The sequence below is a fragment of the Adhaeribacter arboris genome, assembly GCF_003023845.1.
Classification (GTDB): domain Bacteria; phylum Bacteroidota; class Bacteroidia; order Cytophagales; family Hymenobacteraceae; genus Adhaeribacter; species Adhaeribacter arboris.
Genome location: NZ_PYFT01000002.1, coordinates 40502 through 59138 on the forward strand (window position 1 = coordinate 40502; position 18637 = coordinate 59138).

At 42.4% G+C, this 18637-nt stretch carries 15 protein-coding genes; 4 read left to right on the forward strand and 11 right to left on the reverse strand.

Features of this window, described 5'->3' with window-relative positions:
* Positions 1-332: 332 nt before the first annotated feature.
* The 3 genes from AHMF7605_RS28665 to AHMF7605_RS28675 form a co-directional block, all read right to left on the reverse strand.
* Complete coding sequence (locus AHMF7605_RS28665) at positions 333-3374, reverse strand: T9SS type A sorting domain-containing protein (RefSeq protein ID WP_106933696.1); 3042 nt, start codon at positions 3372-3374, stop codon at positions 333-335.
* 132 nt (positions 3375-3506) lie between these two features.
* Positions 3507-7439 (reverse strand): hybrid sensor histidine kinase/response regulator transcription factor, encoded by a 3933-nt coding sequence (locus tag AHMF7605_RS28670; RefSeq protein ID WP_106933697.1) that lies wholly within the window; start codon positions 7437-7439, stop codon positions 3507-3509.
* Between the two features lie 217 nt (positions 7440-7656).
* Positions 7657-9189, reverse strand: coding sequence for an IS1182 family transposase (locus AHMF7605_RS28675; RefSeq protein ID WP_106933698.1), 1533 nt, complete (start codon positions 9187-9189; stop codon positions 7657-7659).
* A gap of 194 nt (positions 9190-9383) precedes the next feature.
* On the opposite strand from AHMF7605_RS28675, the gene AHMF7605_RS28680 reads away from it, so the two are divergent.
* Together AHMF7605_RS28680 and AHMF7605_RS28685 are read left to right on the forward strand one after the other, a co-directional pair.
* Positions 9384-9950, forward strand: a complete 567-nt coding sequence (locus tag AHMF7605_RS28680) for a recombinase family protein (RefSeq protein WP_106933699.1) — start codon at positions 9384-9386, stop codon at positions 9948-9950.
* Positions 9951-10074: 124 nt separating this feature from the next.
* Positions 10075-10458 (forward strand): hypothetical protein, encoded by a 384-nt coding sequence (locus AHMF7605_RS28685; protein WP_106933700.1) that lies wholly within the window; start codon positions 10075-10077, stop codon positions 10456-10458.
* Between the two features lie 83 nt (positions 10459-10541).
* Here the strand turns inward: AHMF7605_RS28685 and AHMF7605_RS28690 are convergent, their stop codons facing one another.
* The 8 genes from AHMF7605_RS28690 to AHMF7605_RS28720 all read right to left on the reverse strand — a co-directional run bounded on the left by AHMF7605_RS28690 (position 10542) and on the right by AHMF7605_RS28720 (position 16543).
* Positions 10542-11939, reverse strand: a complete 1398-nt coding sequence (locus tag AHMF7605_RS28690) for a hypothetical protein (protein WP_106933701.1) — start codon at positions 11937-11939, stop codon at positions 10542-10544.
* Between the two features lie 234 nt (positions 11940-12173).
* Positions 12174-12515, reverse strand: a complete 342-nt coding sequence (locus tag AHMF7605_RS28695; protein WP_106933702.1) for a hypothetical protein — start codon at positions 12513-12515, stop codon at positions 12174-12176.
* A gap of 105 nt (positions 12516-12620) precedes the next feature.
* Positions 12621-12833, reverse strand: coding sequence for a hypothetical protein (locus AHMF7605_RS29560; protein WP_146153702.1), 213 nt, complete (start codon positions 12831-12833; stop codon positions 12621-12623).
* 91 nt (positions 12834-12924) lie between these two features.
* On the reverse strand, positions 12925-13614 hold the full coding sequence (locus AHMF7605_RS28700) for a hypothetical protein (RefSeq protein ID WP_106933703.1): 690 nt from the start codon (positions 13612-13614) through the stop codon (positions 12925-12927).
* Between the two features lie 28 nt (positions 13615-13642).
* Positions 13643-14707 (reverse strand): ComEC/Rec2 family competence protein, encoded by a 1065-nt coding sequence (locus tag AHMF7605_RS28705; protein WP_146153703.1) that lies wholly within the window; start codon positions 14705-14707, stop codon positions 13643-13645.
* Between the two features lie 90 nt (positions 14708-14797).
* Positions 14798-15010, reverse strand: coding sequence for a KTSC domain-containing protein (locus AHMF7605_RS31240; RefSeq protein WP_106933705.1), 213 nt, complete (start codon positions 15008-15010; stop codon positions 14798-14800).
* Positions 15011-15084: 74 nt separating this feature from the next.
* Positions 15085-16191 (reverse strand): HigA family addiction module antitoxin, encoded by a 1107-nt coding sequence (locus AHMF7605_RS28715; RefSeq protein ID WP_106933706.1) that lies wholly within the window; start codon positions 16189-16191, stop codon positions 15085-15087.
* Between the two features lie 16 nt (positions 16192-16207).
* Positions 16208-16543: a type II toxin-antitoxin system RelE/ParE family toxin gene (locus AHMF7605_RS28720; RefSeq protein WP_106933707.1), complete on the reverse strand. Its 336-nt coding sequence runs from the start codon at positions 16541-16543 to the stop codon at positions 16208-16210.
* Between the two features lie 117 nt (positions 16544-16660).
* On the opposite strand from AHMF7605_RS28720, the gene AHMF7605_RS28725 reads away from it, so the two are divergent.
* Both AHMF7605_RS28725 and AHMF7605_RS28730 read left to right on the forward strand, forming a co-directional pair.
* On the forward strand, positions 16661-17635 hold the full coding sequence (locus AHMF7605_RS28725) for a lysozyme inhibitor LprI family protein (RefSeq protein WP_106933708.1): 975 nt from the start codon (positions 16661-16663) through the stop codon (positions 17633-17635).
* Positions 17636-17757: 122 nt separating this feature from the next.
* Entirely contained in the window at positions 17758-18531 is a 774-nt protein-coding gene (locus AHMF7605_RS28730; RefSeq protein ID WP_106933709.1) for a restriction endonuclease, read from the forward strand.
* Positions 18532-18637 lie beyond the last annotated feature (106 nt).

Genomic DNA, 18637 nt, shown 5'->3' on the forward strand with positions numbered 1-18637 from the left:
ACCCCCAGCAGACTTGTAAAGAGGGTTGCATGGCGAGATACCTTTTAAGGGCAAGGCCTTCCTCAATGTGGTTTAAGGAAAGATGGGCGGCGGCCGTCAGCAAGGCGGCGGCCGTGAGCAAGTTGTCTTTTTGGTGGCTGGAGTTTTTTCGGGTGACATTTTCATTTTGTTTAACTTATTTTATTTGATCTTGCCTACTCTAGTAAAGGTTTTCGGCTTCCCCTTTTATTCTTTTCTATTTTTAGTAGGATCCTGACGGTTGCGGCAGAAGCTTGCCGCAAATGGTAGCCAGTACCAGGAAATAAACTTTAAATTAGTAAGAATAAGCCCGCTTACTTTACTACCAGCTTGAGATGCTGCACGGCTTTACCCGCGCTCAACCGGGCCAGGTACACGCCGGTAGGGTAAGGAGCGGCTTGCCATTCTACCTGCACTTTTTCTCCCGCTTGGGCTTTACCGCCCGGTAACTGGCTAACTAGTCTGCCGGACAAATCATAAATGGCTAAAGTATATTCCTGCTCTTCATGGAAGCTAAATTCCAAAGTGGTTCTATCCGCGAAAGGATTGGGGTAGTTGCGGAAAGTAGGAGAGAGTTGCTCTGCTGGAGCTACTTCTACGCCGGGCAAGCTCATCCGGGCTACTGCCGCTTTGCTGGTCTGAATCAGAATAAACCCCGTAATAGCGGTAGTAGGATCGGCTGTTTCGGCGGTACTCGTTAGGTTATTATCGTAAACCACCTGGTTGTTTTTGTCCTTGTTCCAGATCTTAATGCGGAACTTGTCGGGCCGGCCATCCAAGAGCGATACCAGGAAACCGTAATTGCCCGTGCCATTAATCTTGCCTTTCCCGGTGTAGCGCGCTTTGGTGCCCGAAATGGTGAGGGTTTCGTAACTAGTACTGGTGAACGCCATCTTTGCTTTGCCGGCTTTAAAGGCGAATAAAGTACTGCCTTCGGGCAGGCTGGTGCCAGTCTTGTAGCGGGCATACAAACCAAATACGGCGGTGCCGGTGAGCTTGGTATCGGCTTTATAGGCTTGTTTGGGCGAGGTAAAACCACCCGCACCGGTAATAGCGCCTGACTCGTAAACCACCACGTATTCATACGTAGCCGCAGTAATTTGACCACAAGCATCAGTGACGGTAAGGGTAGGAGAATAGGTGCCGGCTTTAGTATACTTATGGCTACCGCTGATGTTGCTATTGTTAAAAGTAGCCGCAGAAGTAGTGCCATCGCCCCAATTCCAGACGGCGCTGCTCACCATGCTGCCGGAGTAGCTGATACTTAGGCTGACACTGGTATTTATGGCAACCGGAGCAGTAGGTGCCGCAAACGCGCCTAAAACTAAGGCGGGTTTCACCGTTAAAGTAGCCGCCTCGGAGGTAACCGCCGTATACCGGCCAGTTACTACTACCGAGTATTCACCGGCATCTTCCGGCTTTACCGCTTCCAGGGAGTAATTCGGAATAGTGGCCCCCGCAATAGCGGTGCCGTTCTTTTGCCATTGGTAAGTAAGGTCGGCACCCATCGCCTCTACCCTAAAAACAGCTTTTACTCCGGGGCACACCGTAGTCGCTTGGGGTGGAGTAGTAATAATGATTCGGTCGCAGGTAGCTTTTATTTCGGCTTCGCTGCTGCAGTTGGTGGCATTGTCGCGGATAGAGACATATTGAGCCACTTTAATTGCCGGCAGCAACAGGCAACATTGGGAGAGTTGCGGGTTACTAAAAATAGAAAGATCCCTCAAGGAGGTCAGTTGTTCCAGGCTGGCTAGGCTAATTAAACTCTTATTACTAAAAATAGAAAGCGTTCCTCCCACGGTAGTAAGTTTTTCTAATCCGGCCAAGTGGCTCAAATTCCCATTATTATAAATTCTGAATTCTCGGCCCACGGAGGTCAGGTTTTCGAGCCCTGTTAGGTTGGATAATTGAGAATTACTAGTGATGTAGAGATCTACTTCCACAGAAGTGAGATCCTCGAGCCCCACTAAGCTGGTTAAAGACTTGTTATTATTAATAGTGAGCTTTTTTAAAGAAGTTAGTTTCCCCAGCCCCGTTAAGCTGGTGATGGTACAATTACTAATCTCCAGTTCTCCTACCGAGGTTAAGCTCTCCTGCCCCGCTAGAGTAGTCACACGGGGATTAAACTCTAAGTCAAACTTCCCTCCCACAGAAATAAGATTCTTCAGCCCTTTTAGGTCCTGCAACACATAGTTGGAATTGATGGTGAGATTTTTCTCTACCGAGGTAAGATTCTCCAGCCCCGCCAGGCTGCTTAAGGCATGATTATACCCGATATAGAGAGAACCCACCTTACTTAGCCTAGTCAGCGGTTGCAGGTTAATAATATCTGACTGCCCAATAATATTGAGGGTACCCGTTACTTCGGTATACTTAAAGGCATCTACTTCGGCCTGGGTAGATAACGTAATATCACCCTGGTAGACCTTTGGGCAGGCGGCTTCTATTTCGGCTGCGCTGTTGCAGGTGGGGGCATTGTTGGCAATAATAACATCGCCCGCGGCGCCCTCGATCAAGGCCGGCAGGATGCAACATTGAGAAAGCCGGGGATTATTCTGGATATCAATATCCCATTTTACGGTGAGTTTTTCTAATCCGGCCAAGCTAACCAATTCTGTATTTCTTTCGATTTGGAGATACCGCACTGCGGTAAGATTTTCCAGGCCTTTCAGACTAGTAAAACGGGAATTACTAATTTTAAGAAGATGCCTTACTGTTTTAAGATTATTCAGGCTCGACAAGTTGTTTAAATTAGTATTTCCATTGATGGTGAGATACGCCGCCTCGGTAAGATTTTCCAATCCCGCCAGACTGACTAACCCGGAATTACCCTGGATACTAAGATCAGATTCTGCCGTGGTTAGATTGTCCAGTCCTTTCAAATTAGTCAACCGAGGGTTGTTTTCAATCTTAACCGTCCCTAGCGGAGTAAGCTTTTCCAGGCCTACTAAGCTGGTTAAGCTGGAATTATTCACAATGGCGAGCATCGACCCTAAGGAGCTAAGGTTCTCCAAACCCGCCAGGCTGCTCAACTGAGCGCAATTTTGAATGTTAAGATAGCCGCCTACCTTGGTTAGGCTGGCCAGAGGCTGGAGATTCGTAATGTCGGAACCCGTGATGTAGATACCGCCAGTCACTTCCGTATACTGGAAAGCATCCACGTCTGCCTGGGTATACAAATTGAGATTACCGGAGTAGATTTGGGCTTGTAACAGCCCGGGGCTAAGCAGCAGGCTCGCCAGCAGCCAAATAGATAAGCAATGAGCTAGCTTTTGTCTTAAGGTAGGTAATAACTTTGTTTGCATAGCCGCTATAATTTCCCTAGGCTCGGTGGGTAATGGTAAAAACATTTTCATGAGGGTTAGTTTTAGTGAGGAAAAAGAACCTCACAAAGGTTGCCGGAGAGGCATAAAAAGGCTATAACTCACGTTACCAATGTTATAACGGAAGTTACCTGCGGAGTTTTTTAGTCCTTTTTTAGAGAATTTTTAACTTTGACGGGTAAATTCCCCGGGGCTCACCTGGTACACTTCCCGGAAACATTTGCCAAAGTAAGCTGGGCTGTCGAAGCCCACCCGGTAAGCGGTTTCGGAACTATTCAGACCTTCTCGCAAGTATTGCGTGGCCCGCTGGAGGCGGTAATTGCGGATGACGTCGCTGGCCGGCAGGCCCACCAGCGCTTTGAGTTTGCGGTGCAGGTGCACCCGGCTTACATTCAGTTCCTCGGCTAGTTGTTCTACCCCCAAAGTGGTATCGTCCAGTCTGGCTTCTACCACCCGGTAGAGTTTATCCAGAAATGGATCTAGGGGAGTGGGTGCCGCGGTAGCAGGGGGCGTACTAGCGGGACGAACTAACTCTTGCTGCAAATATTCCCGGTAGCGGCGTTGCCGCTCGAGTAAATTATGCAGGCGTAAATTTAATTCCTGAACGTGGAAGGGTTTGGTCAGGTAATCGTCGGCTCCCCGGGTAAGTCCTTCCAGGCGGCTGTCTAAAGCGGCTCTTGCCGTTAACAGAATAACCGGAATGTGGCTGGTGCGTTCATCGGTTTTGAGTTGGTGGCAGAAAGTATAGCCATCCATCACCGGCATCATCACGTCACTAATCACCGCGTCCGGTAACTCGGCCAAGGCTTGCTCTAGTCCTTCGGCTCCGTTGGTAGCCCGGCAAACGCGGTAGTGGGGGGGCAGGCTGTCGGCAATGAAATCGGCCAGCTCCGGATTGTCTTCTACCAGCAAAATGAGCGGCAGTTCCTCGCTATTGGCTTGGGCAGCAGGAAGCTCGTTGTTGGCTGGCAAGGGTCCGCTCCAGTTTTCGGATATTGTTTCCGCCAGTTGGAGCGGCAGCCACACTCGAAATAGGGTTCCCTTTCCAAGCTCACTTTCCACGGTGATTTGTCCGCCTTGAAGTTCCACTAATTCTTTTACCAGCGCCAGACCAATGCCCGTACCGCCGAAAGCGCTATTTACTTGATCGCCGTTAACTTGAAAAAACCGGTCAAAAATATAAGGGAGCTTTTCCTTCGGAATACCCGTCCCTGTATCTGCAACCGTTACTAATATTCCTTCAGTAACGTCTAACAAAACCGTTATTTGGCCACCCGCGGGCGTAAACTTTACCGCATTGGCCACTAAATTGGAGAGGATCCGTTCTAATTTGCCGGCATCAAACCAATATTCTCCCGTTACCTCGCTTTGGTAGATTAGCTCGATCGATTTCGCGGCGGCTTCTTGTTGGAATAACTGCACGGTTTGGCCGACTTTGTCGGCCAGATTGCCTCGGGTCTCCTGTACGGTGAGCATTTGGGCATCCAATTTAGAAAAGTCCAGCACCTGGTTGATTAATCCCAGTAACTGCACGGCATTTCGCTGAATCAAAGTTAGTTTTTGCCGGAAAGGTGTACCGGCCGGATCCTGTAGTAAGCCTTCCAGGGGCGAGAGGATCAGGGTTAAAGGCGTGCGGAAATCGTGGGTGATGTTGGTAAAAAAGCGGGACTTCAGCTCGTCGAGGGCACGTAATTGCCGGGCTTCCTGTTGTCTTAACACTACCGCTTGTTGCAAGCGCAAGCGGTTGACGTACAACCGGAAACCGTACCAAATCATGCCACTCAACAGAAAGCCGTATAAAAGATAAGCCCACCAAGTACGCCACCAGGGCGGAGTGATAATAATGGTTAGTTGGCGTACGTACGGGCTCCAATGCCCGGAAGTGTTGGAGGCATTTACTCGTAGCGTATAGTCGCCGGGAGGTAAAGCGGTATAAACCGCCTGGGGTTGCTGGCTTTCCACCCATCCCTCGTCAATACCCACCAGTTGGTAGCGATACTGGTTTTTACCCGGACGGTTATATTGCAAGGCCGCAAAACTAACCGTCACAAAGTTCCGGTTATAGGGTAAGACCAGTTTCTGTACCGCGTGAATAGGTTGAGCCAGCAGCAAATCCTTTCTTGGGTCCACTACCCGGTTATTGATTTGCAATTCGGTGAGCTCTACTTGGGGTTGAAACAAATCATCCTGGAGCCGAGCGGGTTGAAAAACAGTAAATCCTTCTACCCCCGCCATGATCATCTGCCCGGTGGTAGGCAGCTGCAGGTAGTGAAACCGGTTAAATTCATTGGCGAGCAGTCCGTCTTCGGTCGTATAGACTTGCGTTTGGAAGGTTTTCCGGTTCAGCCGACAAAGCCCTTTATTGGTGCCCAGCCATAAGTATCCTTGCTCATCCGGTAAGGCGGAATAAATGACGTTATTGGGTAGTCCCTCCTGTTCGGTGATGCGCCGGCATTGACCAGTTCTTTTATCGAAGGCACACAAGCCGCTACCAAAGGTACCAATCCATAAACGATTCGCATCAACCGGATCTTGGGACAAGCAGAACAGAGCATTGTTACTCAAGCTAGTGAACTGCCCGGGTTGATGCGTATATTGCCGTAATTGTCTAGTTCGCCGGTCGAGCCGGATTAACCCTCGAGCCCGGGTTGCTAACCAAAAAGCCTGCTCATCGACTACCATCTGGAGAATCTCGAAGCTACTTTCCGGATCGAGTTGATAAGCAGAAAGCATCCATTGCTGCTGGGCTGCATCAAACCGCCAGAACTGGTAAGCGTGCAGTACCCAAACCTGACCTTTTTCATCCGTGGCGAGAGGGCTAATGCTTTTCTCGAAGGAAATCGGAAAATTAACCTTTCTAACCGCTTGGCTAACCGGATTAATATGATAGAAGGTGGAACTGCCGACGTTGATCCAGAGGGTCCCTCGTCCATCGTACGTATACCGAAAATGGTAGGGGTTATTTGTTTGCACGTACGGCAAGACCAGGGAGGCGGGAACTCCTAGCCGCTGAGTTAGTAAATCCGTCTGAAAATTTTCCTGGTAAGGAGTAGTTTGGAAGCCATCTGCCCGCAGATCGTACTTGCGTACCCCTGAGCCGTCGGTGCCCAGCCACAAGACATCGGAGCGATCAATAAAAAGGCTGGCGCAACGCCCGGTTTTAGGAGTCAGTTGGGCGAGTAATACCGGACCTAATTCATTTTGGAAGCGAAATAATCGTTCTCGTTGGGCAAAGTACACGACTCCCCGGCTATCCTGAGTGAAGTTCATCCCGTACCAAGACTGCCGATCAGCGGGTAAGCGGTAGGCCCGCACCTGGCCCGTACGCGGATGGAGTTGGGTAACAAACCGGGCCGAACCAACTAGGATTTCGCCCGTTGGTGATTGAAACAAGGTATACAGATCGTTTTCCGGCAGGCCAGGCGAAGCTGGAGAACCGGAACCATAATGGATAAAATGTCCGGTAGGCTCCTCAAGCCGGTCTAATCCAGTAGCGGTGGCCACCCAAATAGTGCCTTCCGTATCTTGCAAAACCTGACGGACTTGATTACTAGCCAGCGAGTGGACTTGATTCGGTTGATGCAGAAACCTTTGGATACTCCCGGTTCGAATGTTAAAACAAATTAATCCCTGGCCATTAAATGCCAGCCATAACCGATTCTGCCGATCCGGGTAGGCCTGTTGAAACTGTAATTCATCGAGGGGTTGCTGGCCAAAGATTTTTTGGGAATAGCCTGTAAAGACTTCGGTCTGGGGATTAAACAAGGCAATATCGCCTTGCTCGGAAATGATCCAGATCCGTCCCTGGTGATCGAGCTGCAAGCTTCTCAGATCAGAAAACGACAAAGCCGGTTTTTGGTCCAGTTCGGGGCGAAAGACTTTAAAGCGATTACCATCGTAACGGCACAAACCATCGCGGGTAGCCAGCCAAATGAAGCCTTGTTGATCTTGCACGATGCCTGGCACAAAGCCTTGGGGTAAACCTTGGCGATCGGTAATTAATTCCGGTGTCGGTAGATTGCTCCATTGTGCCCGGGTAGAGAACCCGAATAGGTTTAACATTAACCAAAGCAGCAACCATTTTAACTTCGGGCGCATATAGGAGCAGCTTACTTAGTACTAGAAGTTTGCTTATAAGTTATAGCCGAAATAACGAAAAAGCAAATGAGTTAAAGGAGCGGATATTATAGCGTCATGTCCTAACATAGATTGACAGAATTCATCTCACGAAACGACCGTGGCTGTTGCACAACTCCCTTTTGAGCCGCGTCCTATTTCCCTATCTGAACTCAATGCTGCTCCTAATAGTGCTCTCTTAGTGGAAAAACAGCTTAGTAAAAGCAAAAGAATAGCTGCTAAAAGCAGATTCTTGATTCTTTTGAAGTGCCAAAGCTTGGCTGATCGCTTTCACCGGTTTAAACTTCAGATATTTCTTCAAGTTAAAAGCAGTGGTGGCCAGCAGCATCACCTTGTGAGCCCCGGCTTTACCCCGCACTCCTATTTTCCGGAGACCATAGTAATGAATTAAGCTGCCGAAGACCGGCTCTACCGTGCTTTGTCGAACTCGCTTCATCCGTTTACCTTTTCTACTTTGCTGTCTTTCTAATGCTCGTCGATATTCCGAATCGTATGCAGTACGGGTGATTTGGCGGCATTGGCTTTTGGGAACGCAAGAAGATTTGAGCGGGCAATGTTTACAGTCCTGGTAGGTAGCCCGGTAGATTTTTAGCAAACCTCCCTCCGCATTGGTGTCATAGGTCTTAAAGGCGAGTATCTTCCCGGTCGGACAGGTGAAATAGTCAGCTTGTTGGTCATAAGGAAAACCTTCTATCTCGGACTTGTACTGGCCAAATACGGGTATCCAGCCCGTTATCTTTCTTTGCTCTAAAAAGGCGTAGTTGCTACCGTTAGAATAGCCACCATCCGCTAGCAGTTCCTTTAGACGTAGTTCATTATCTAGTAGCCGTCGCTGCAATCTCAGCGTGATAGCCGGCAAATATTGGCTGTCCCGCCCATCAGCCAAATCCGCTTGAACATGGCTGATAACGCCTTTGGCTGTATCCACCGCCAGGCTGCAATAATAGTTAAGTTGTCTGGCTTTGCCCGGTTTGACCGATATGCGGGCATCCGGATCGGTGGAACTGTAGTGCGTTTTATTGCTGACCAGGCGGGCCTTCTCGTGCTTACCGCCTAAGCCTTTGGGAGATGCTTTCAGCTGATCTTGGTGCTTTTCCAGTTTTCTTAACTGGTACTCCGGAGCCGAGAGGAACTGTTCTGGCTTTCCCTCTTTATTCTGGTTGGACTTCTTTACTACCGCTTCATTCTCGAGGATAACCTTCGTTAAGTGCTTTTTCACCGACTCGGGTGATTGTTTTAAAAGCAGGCTATCCATCGAAGCATTGGCCTTAATGGGGGCGGAGTCAATCGCCTGCCGATGACCGGCTACCATGCCTTTCTCGACACATAAGCGAAAGACTCTATCAAACAGTAGCTCAAACAACTTCTCCGGGTAAAGCTGCCGAGTACGAGAAACCGTGGAGTGCCAGGGCAAGGGCTCATCTATTTGGTAGTCTAAAAAGTAAAGCAGATCTAGTCGGAGGCTACAGTGCTCGATCAGTTGGCGGTCGGAAACAATATTCTCCAGGTAACCCACCAAGCAGAGCTTAAAGAAGACTACCGGATCGATCGACTGCTGACCACATCGTCCGTAGTAAGGTTGGGTAAGCTCGTAGAGAAAATCCAAATTCAACTGCTGTTTCAAGCGGCGATAGAAGTTGTGTTCTGGTACATGTGCCGAGAGCGAAAAAAGCAACGCCTTTTCATCTTCCAAAACCTTTCTGCCTTGCATAACCTTAAAAAATAGTCCTATCCTTCTTCAACGATTAACTTCAATCAAGGGGTTGTGCAACAGCCACGACCGTTTTCTGAGATAAAAATAGAGCCTCCGAAATGAGGCTTTTTTCAGCTAAAAACCATCTCAAATGACCATCTCACCAATCAAAATGAATTTGGTATATTTGAGATGGCATTCGTGAGACAAATATGAAAATAGGTTACGCCCGGGTCAGCACCCAGGACCAAAAATTAGAATTGCAGTTAGACGCTCTGACTAAGCAAGGCTGTGAGTTGGTCTTTCAGGAAAAGAAGTCTGGCAAGAACAAAGAACGGCCGGAGCTGGAGAAGCTGCTGGGTCAACTCCGATCCGGAGATACTGTAATGGTGTGGAAGCTGGATCGACTGGGTAGATCCTTACGGGACTTGATTGACTTGGTAGCGGAGTTCCAGAGAAGGGGAGTAGACTTTGTGAGTTTACAAGATGGCATCAACACCGCTACTTCCACTGGTCGTTTTACTTTTAATATTTTTGCTTCTCTAGCTGAGTTTGAACGCGAGATTATCAAGGAAAGAACCAAGGCCGGCTTAATAGCTGCTAGAGCTCGCGGCCGGGCAGGAGGGAGGCCTAAAGGCCTATCTCCGGAAGCCATGGAAAAAGCCAAGTCGGCCAAAGTTCTTTTTGAATCGGGTAAAAGAGCGGAGGAAATAGCCAAGATTCTCGGTATTTCTCGAGCTACTTGCTACCGTTATTTAGAAGCGGCTAACTCCAAATAGAGGAAGTCTTTTACTTTATATTATGGAATTAATCACATGAGGGCATCTTTACAACAAGTAAGAGCCTTTATTTAAAAAGGATAACGGTTAAGCTAACTGCAGCGCTTTTTAATCAACGATATCAATGAAGCTTTTAAAATATGTTCTTCTTCTTTTAACCATACTTTTTCATAACGGATTAAAGGCGCAACAAAACGATTTAGCTGATTTTCTGACACGATTTCAGGTTTTTTCGGCAGCTCATTCCCCCCAAATTAAATGGTCCATGCCTTCCGTCAATACAGGAAGTAACTTAGCTCCCATGCCTAATGCCATTGATGTGCGGGAAAGTTACATGATAGACCCTGGTACAGGATTCCGGTTCTTTCCTCATCAAGGTAAAATCTACGATCCCAAAACAGGTTACCAGATGAGCTATGATCCGGAAGCAAAGTATGAGGTGGATCTTAGAAAAGGTAAAATATACTCTAGTAAAGCCGAAATAAAGGTGGAAAAACTAAGAAACTAGAAAGCTTCTCTTTTAAATTGTGGTTAAAAACATTTGTGGAGTATCTAGGTCGAAATTATAGCTATAGTTTGGCTATTAGACTTCTACGATAGTATTTTAACCCAAGGGACTAGTTCGTCACCTTCTCCATACCATTTGGACCCAGAACATCTATTATAATATTTATTATCAAATTTAAGAATATATAAAAGAGAGAGTTCGATATACCATAATCCTAATTGTAAGGCTTCACTTTTTACGGTACCAGGCATCTTTGCTAGCATTTCCCTTTTATTCTCCTGAGAATGAATAATAGCATTTCGGGTTTGAACAAATAAATCTGGAGCATCCACAATCTTCCCTTTAGAAGTTAATATTGTTGTATTTGATTGATGAAAGGCTTTTGGTATTTCATAACCTATATGCAAGTCTGATATTAAAAGTCGAATTTTATTGGCCGCAGACAGGTTTTCGCTATCCTTACCAATAATTAACTTTCGCTTTTCTATAATATACCAATTATACATTAGCTCTAAGGTAGCTTGTGCCATAACTAGTGAGCCAGCAAAGAACGAGTTGTTTGAATTTGCTTCCGTGTACCAATGAATAGCATTTTTAATAAAATCCTTGTCTACTTCATTTATCCAAATCTTCCATAAGTTTTGCCATAATTCATTAAACCCTTGCGTGGAATGGATATGCTGCGGCCAACTGATTACAGTTTTATATTGAGCAACGGAATAAGGGGTATAATCTGTCCAGATGATCTCATCTTCATAAGTACCCTGTAAAAAAAGAGTAGAGCATTTTCGACCATTTATAAAGCTTAATAAATTTGAAAAGCACCGGAAAACATTTCCGATTTCATCAAAATGGATAGCAGCTCCTTTTTTCTTGATTAACTCCCCAGAATACAGGATAAGATACCCACCTTGAGCTTTAAGAGAATCACATAATTTTTTGTAATCAGGATGTTGGTCAATTATTATTATATATTCATCGTTTTCGAACAGTGTTCGGCTATTATTTGATTTTCGCTCAGTTCTAGTACTTTTTTTTGTTGGTTGCCCATTTAGCTCTCTTAGATTAGGTATTGCAAATCTTACCTTAGTAACCGGAATGCATTTGTCTCCTAAAATGGGTTGAGTAGCCATCACCCCTTCTACCGTTAAGGAACTAGAACGAAGAGTTCTGCTTATAAAACATTCCCCGAATATTAGGCCATCAATGATAAGCTCCCATGGCCCTTCCGTGGAAATTAATATTTCGATTGCTTCAGAGGATATATAAGGTATGTTGCCTTGAAACTTCACCCCAGAATGGGGGAACCAACCAAACCAGATTTTACCATCTACACAAATTTCATATCTGATCTCATTTACTTCTTGAACTATCTGAAAGCTTCCTTCGAAAATAGGAATGAGGGCATTAGGCTCATCCATTGTAACAGGACTAGACGTTATTTCAGGTAAATTGTCAAAAAAATCTTCGAACAGGTTCATGTATTTGGCGGTGACAAAGTATTGTTAGGGTGATAAATCTTATTGCCTTAAGGCGCAAAAACGTTCCTTCCAGCTTTTTCATAAACCGGAAAAGGCAGATCAAATATTAAAAATTTAGAGGACTAAAATTTCTTTTTATCGATAGAACAGGTACTTAAGAAGCCGCAATCATTTGGGCCGGTGCAATGGGTAAGTCTTGGTTCTCTGCCCGCTGCAAAAATTGAATCTGCTGTTTTATCTTTCTAGTACCTGGTGGATGTCTACCCCCGTAATCTGCTGCACCCCTTGCATGAGGGGACCCAAGTCTACCTTTTGGCGAATAAAATCCCGCACTCGGTAGAGTTCGAGTTGGCCTAAGTCGGTGCTTTCCGGATGCTTGATAAAGAGCTCTAAATCGAATTGATGGAGTACGTACCCTGGCTGCCGGCGAACAATGGGCAAAACAACACAAACAGTGTTATAAAGAATATACGGTTCCTGGAACTGCTGCTGGAGGTAGGTAGCCTCGTGGATGATGGGCCAGATTTCTGTATCATCATAAAACTGCTCGATATAAGGCGTAATTTGTTCGGGCATGGAATCGTAAATTTTGGCGTAAGTAAAGATAGCAGTTTATTTACTTACCCGACCTCCTTTAACTAATGTAAATAGTGGTATAATCGAATATTTAAAAATATTGATTTAATTGCAAATTGAAACAATATCATGTAGTACTGTATACATGTTACATATTTCACATTTGCCTTGAAATGGATTTTTAATTAAATCTTCCTTTATTGCAGGCCATCCTTTTTCAGTATAATCATTTCTTTTAGCAAACAACCACAAACGAATAGTATTACACCTTCTACACCTACTTTCATACCAAAGCCATTCATCTTTATCAATATCCATACGTTATTTGTTCAAATATCAACCTTATAAAAATCAGTTTTTAGCTCATGGAAAATGCAATACCATGGAAAATAAGAAACGTTATGAAGAGTTATTGACTCATATATTCCTCGTAAAGTCTATATGCATACAATTTCCCTAGATAGCTAATCACCCATTTACTAGATAAAAGAATTAAACTGTAAATAGCGCACATAATAATTGAAAGTATCCAGGGAAGATTGTTTGGTTCTATATAATAAAATACAAATAAATTAATTAAAGATAAAATTAACCCAATTACAGAGCCACCTACTAGGTTTCTCCAAAAGCCATATTGAATATTATGCTTTAAAAGGAGGTAGCCATGTTTTACTTTATTTCTTATGTAACTAACTGCTTCAATAATTCTTCTCCTAGCCTCTATTTCATCTAACTGTTCTTCGTTCTCCGAAGATAGTACAACAGAAAATTCTTTTTTTAATTTACTTCTTATAGCAGCTTTGTATTTAGACGAAAAATTTCTGGTAGAATAAAGTAGAAAATTGGTGGTCGGCATATGTAAGGAGTCCTTAAAGTAAAGATTCTCAAACATAGCTTTAGCAATAAGCCTTGCAACGCTCACAACAAAATACATGAAAACCAATGGTAATGAAATCAGAGTTATGGCTCGTACAGATCCAACAAAATCCAACCAACCAGTTACTTCTTTATTTAAGTAAAAAACCTGAAGAACAAAAAAGGGAAAAAGAATTAATATTGCAGGATAGATTTTGGCTTTCCTTTCGTATTCATCAAACATATTAAAAGATTTAATTAAAAGTATACTGCTATTCTTCGTAGCTAGTCATGAAAGATGCTTGATCAGCAGGACCCCATCCATTCCTAGCGGAAACATTATGCCTAAAACAAATGGAGTTCCCTTGTGTAACACACACTTTGGTATTACGCCTAATTAATGCATTTATTACACGTTGTGATGGGTGTTTAGGTGCTCCATCTTTAGCAGCTGAGATAAATGCAACATCAGATTTTACAAGATTCAAGATATTCGAATTTACATTTTTTTTACTGCCATGATGAGGAATCTGTATGAAATTAAGATTGTTTAGATGAACTCCAATCAAGGAGGCATAACTATTAGCTTTCTCTAATGCAGGCACCCCAGCATCACCTGTAAATAAGAACTTTTGATTATCCAATTGTAATAACAAAATTGCACTTGAATTATTTTCAGCACTGGTGTCATCTCCAGGTAACTTTTCATCAGATAAGTCAAAGGCTTCTGTAATAGTCTGAATCGCCTTCTTAAAAAAATTTAGTGTTTTACTAGCAACAGAATCAGGAGTACTTCTAAAATCAGGAATTAAAGATTGATAATACTCTTTATTTGGTCCAAGCACTGTTATAATGCCATCTTCAGACTTCAAACCAGCAAAAGGCTCAATAATTACAATCCCTTTCTCAAGAGCTAATTCTTCTACCTGATGAGCAGCATCAAGAGCAACTCGAATTTGTCTCTCAAGACTATTATTAGTCATTCTTCCGTCTGAAAAGTGCCTTCTAATGTCAGCTGAGTGGTTCCAAGGCTGATGCATCCATAATTGCCGGACGGTTAAGCTTTCTAAAATCTCCGTTAATCCGGAACAATGATCCATATCTGGATGTGTCATTATCACTAAATCAACAACATTAGTATGATAGAATTTCTTAATATGTTCAATTAGGGCTAATCCACTTTCTTTTGTGCCTCCATCTATAATTATTACCTTTTGCTGAGATCTATCTCCGCTTACAATATCGCCATATCTTATTGCTATCGTATCAGCTGAACGGCTACCTTCCCCTACTGGAAGAAAATCAATTTCTATTCCTAAACTCGTGGTATTTATCATTTTATTCAAAATATATAATGCCTTATATTCTTCTGTTGCATGACTCACTAACCTAAATAAATATAAATTAAGTAGGGTGAGTCAACAGTATCAGCGAATACGTCGGTAACGATAACGGTCTTTTATAAAGTAACTGAAGTATTGTCCATGTGATCCCGCATTCATTAATGCTTGGTAAACGGATAAGGGTACATTAAAATACTGGTAGATGCTGCCATTACGGAATTGAATCTCCAAAATGGATATACCATCATTATAACCTACTGTATACAAATTAGATGATGAAACAAAAATTCTTTCCATAGAACATCTTTGTTAGTAATTATTAAAGAGGTCAAATAGCACTTACTTATGAGTTCTTACACTTTGTTCTAACCTTACTCAAATGAAATTTTTCGAAAAAGCCCGTGGGTCCAACCTTCACTATGATGTAAGAGACCTTGGTTAGCTAAACGTCCTATAATTAAGGCTGGAAGTGTCGTATACTTGCGAGCAAACGCTTTAATCTTTTCTACAGTAAGAGGGAATTCAGCCATAATCTCCTGTTCTTGTTTAGGAGTTAATGTCCATTTTTTAGAAAATTCATCAGCTTCTTTTTCTTTCTCTAGTCCTTCATCTGTGTACTCCAGTCCTTCAATGAATACATCTTTTTTACCATGCAGCAATATGTGGCCAGCTTCATGAAAAAAGGTAAACCAAAAAATATCATTGCGCTTATAACGATTAGAAAGTTGTACTAATGGAGAATCATTTATCCAGCGGGTAGAACCGCAAGCAGGCGAATTGGGTAAGCAGGGTGTATGAACCACTTTAACACCAGCCTTAAGGCAAATATTTTGTAATTGGTTAAAGAAGGTATCTTGTTCATTAGCCATTAATTCTTTTATTGTCTCCAAAGCATTTCTAAAGCTTTTGGTGTCGTAACAAGGTGCTTTTATTTCAGCTGCTTGTAATTCACCTTGCCGCAACCAAGCAGCAACAGCATAAGGATTCTTTTTTTTAGCAGCCGATAAGCGGAAAGCAGTTGCATAAGTGCTTTGGTGATAATAATTATCAAAAGCCTTTTTATCCGATACTGAAAAAAAAGTAAGAATACTGTTTACTTTATCTACCACGCCATCAGTAAAACTAATCCAACCTAATTCTTTCATCTCTTTCAATGGAAACTGAAGCACCCAATCCTTCACCTCTAACATCTCACGAGCCTCTCTAATTTCGGCTAGTTCAAGTTGATAATTCCTTTCTCGCTCTAGCCAAAAAGCTGCTGGTACACCTAATACACGTTCAAGTTGCAAGGCTGTTTCTGGAGTTATGCTAGCTTTACCCTTTAATATTTCATTAATTGTTTTAAGAGGTCTTCCCATCCGTAAAGCTAATTCTGGTTGATTGATACCTTTAGCCTCCATCGTTTCACTTAATGTTTCTCCAGGAGGAGAAATTAGAAATTCAGCTGCTTCGATATCTTCTATGGTCTTATATCTCATTTTATTTATGCTGTTTTTAATGATAATCTTCGCCTATTGCAAGAATGGTAATATCTGTGATTTCTGCCCAATTTATTCCGCCATCTTCTTTTTGGGGTACAGGATTATGATTAGGTTCAAAAATGATTCGATGGTTAGCTGAAATATCTACTGCAAATTCACCTTTTCTATTTCCGCTAAGTTCATGGCAGTTAGCTCTAGGTAACGTTCGCATTACTTCTAGTGTACTAGCTGCTTTTAGTTCCTCAATTCTTTGATTTACAAGTTTAGCCCTAGTTCCATAATTCTTCAATATGTCTTTAGGGGAGGTTACCGTTTTAGAAAGCTTATTATTCTTATAACTGATGTTCATGCAAATAACGAAAATAAAAATAAAAAAGTTTAACCTTTTGGGTTAAATATTTTATACGGATATTAGCCAAAAATAAAGTATATTTTTTAAATATTTTTAAATTATGCTGAATACTACATGCAAACTCGAAAGAAGATAAAAATAGTAGTGACCTCTTTAGCTGTTGTTCTTGCGGCTACTCATATACTATTTCCAAAAATTAGCATTGATCTAATCACGGTATTCCTTTTAGCATTAGCAATTGTTCCCTGGCTGGAGTCACTTTTTAAATCGGTAGAACTGCCTGGAGGGTTAAAGCTTGAGTTTCAAGATTTGCAAAAAATTGAAACAGATGCAAAAAAGATTGGATTACTTAAAGAAGATGTCGGGAATCAAGATATTGACGTTGAGGTTCATGATAGAAAGTTATTTGTTGAGATTGCTGAACAAAACCAAGATTTAGCCTTACTAAGCCTTAGAATTGAAATTGAAAAGAGCTTAAGAGGAATTGCTGAAAAATATGGAATTGCGACCAGTAGGTTTTCTATAATTAACTTACTTAAAGAGCTAGCCAGCCGTGGAATAATTACCCAAGATGAAAATAGTGTACTTAAAAATATGGTTAAGACGCTAAACCAAGCAGCTCATGGAGTAGAATACGACCAGAGGAATGCAAAATGGGTTATAGAAGTTGGACCGAAAATTATTGAAGCCCTTCAAAGTAAAGTTGAATTCAGAGGTGGAAATTTTTCGCACACTAATCCTGAAGCTAAAGAGCACTGGATAGATAAATCTTTTCGGGAATGTGATTGGACGACGAATTTCGAGTGGGGCGAGTGTATAAAGAAGCACCGAGGGCTCTGGAAAAAAGAGGTTGATAATGTTTATAATGCTTTGATGCGTAATTTGGATGCTGAGAAGCAGGAAAAACTCACAGAATCACAGATATCTTGGGAAAAACAGCTTAAAATTGATTCTGACCTTGTTTTTTCTTTCGAAGACATGCAGTTAAAAGTGGGACGTGAAGGTTTATTCATTGCTGCAATGTCCTTCATGAATAGAGTTAGACAACGTGCATTAGAATTAGAGGAGATTCTGACACTCTTGGACTGATCTACAGCGTTCAACTTGGGCTTTTGCGCTAATCCGGTATACTTAGTTTATATATTTATTTTCATATTAAATCGGTTAGAGCAGAGCTTAGATCATATTCGTGACAATAAAAAAAATAAGAAATGATAACTGTTAATACCCCAAATAACTGGAAAGATTTACAAATTAAAGTTGCTGAAATTCTTAAGGACTGTGGATTTACTACTGAGATTGAGAAAATAGTAATTACAGCTCGTGGGCAGGTTGAGCTTGATGTATACGCCCAAGAGCAGATAAATGGGAGAAAATATTCTATAATTTGTGAATGTAAATTCTGGAATTCATCCATTCCTCAAGCAGTAGTACACGGATTTAGAACAATTGTTAGCGATATAGGAAGCAATATTGGATATATTATAACAACAAGTAATTTTCAAAAAGGCGCAATAAATACAACTGAGTTTACGAATGTCGAGCTTTTAACTTGGGATGAATTCCAAAATAAATTTTTTGAAAGCTGGTTTGAGAAGTTTTTTATCTTCAAAATAACCAAGGAGCTTGATCCATTGATGACTTATACTGAACCAATACTTCCAATGTGGTTTCCTCTTATGTCTTTAGAAGACAAACAAAATTACTACAGCTTAAAAGAAAAATATGATGTTATTGGATATATTATTATGGTACATTTTTCAACATACTCTAGAATGTTGGTCAAGAAAGATATTCCAAAACTACCATTAATTGAACTTATAAAAGAAGATACGGAAGAAATCGAGAAAAGAATTCCAAAAGATATTTTAACAGAGGTCGGATATAGAGAGTTTTTGGATAAAATAATTGCATTTGGAAAGGTTGGAATTACTTCATTTAGAGAATTAAGAGATAAGTATAGTAAGTCTGAAGATCCAGAATGAATTAAAACTAGTCGCATCTATTCTATTTATCATAAAATTAGTTATGAGGACAATTGGTAAACTCCTGAAATAGCTTTACACTACAAGTATAAAGTTATGAATAAAA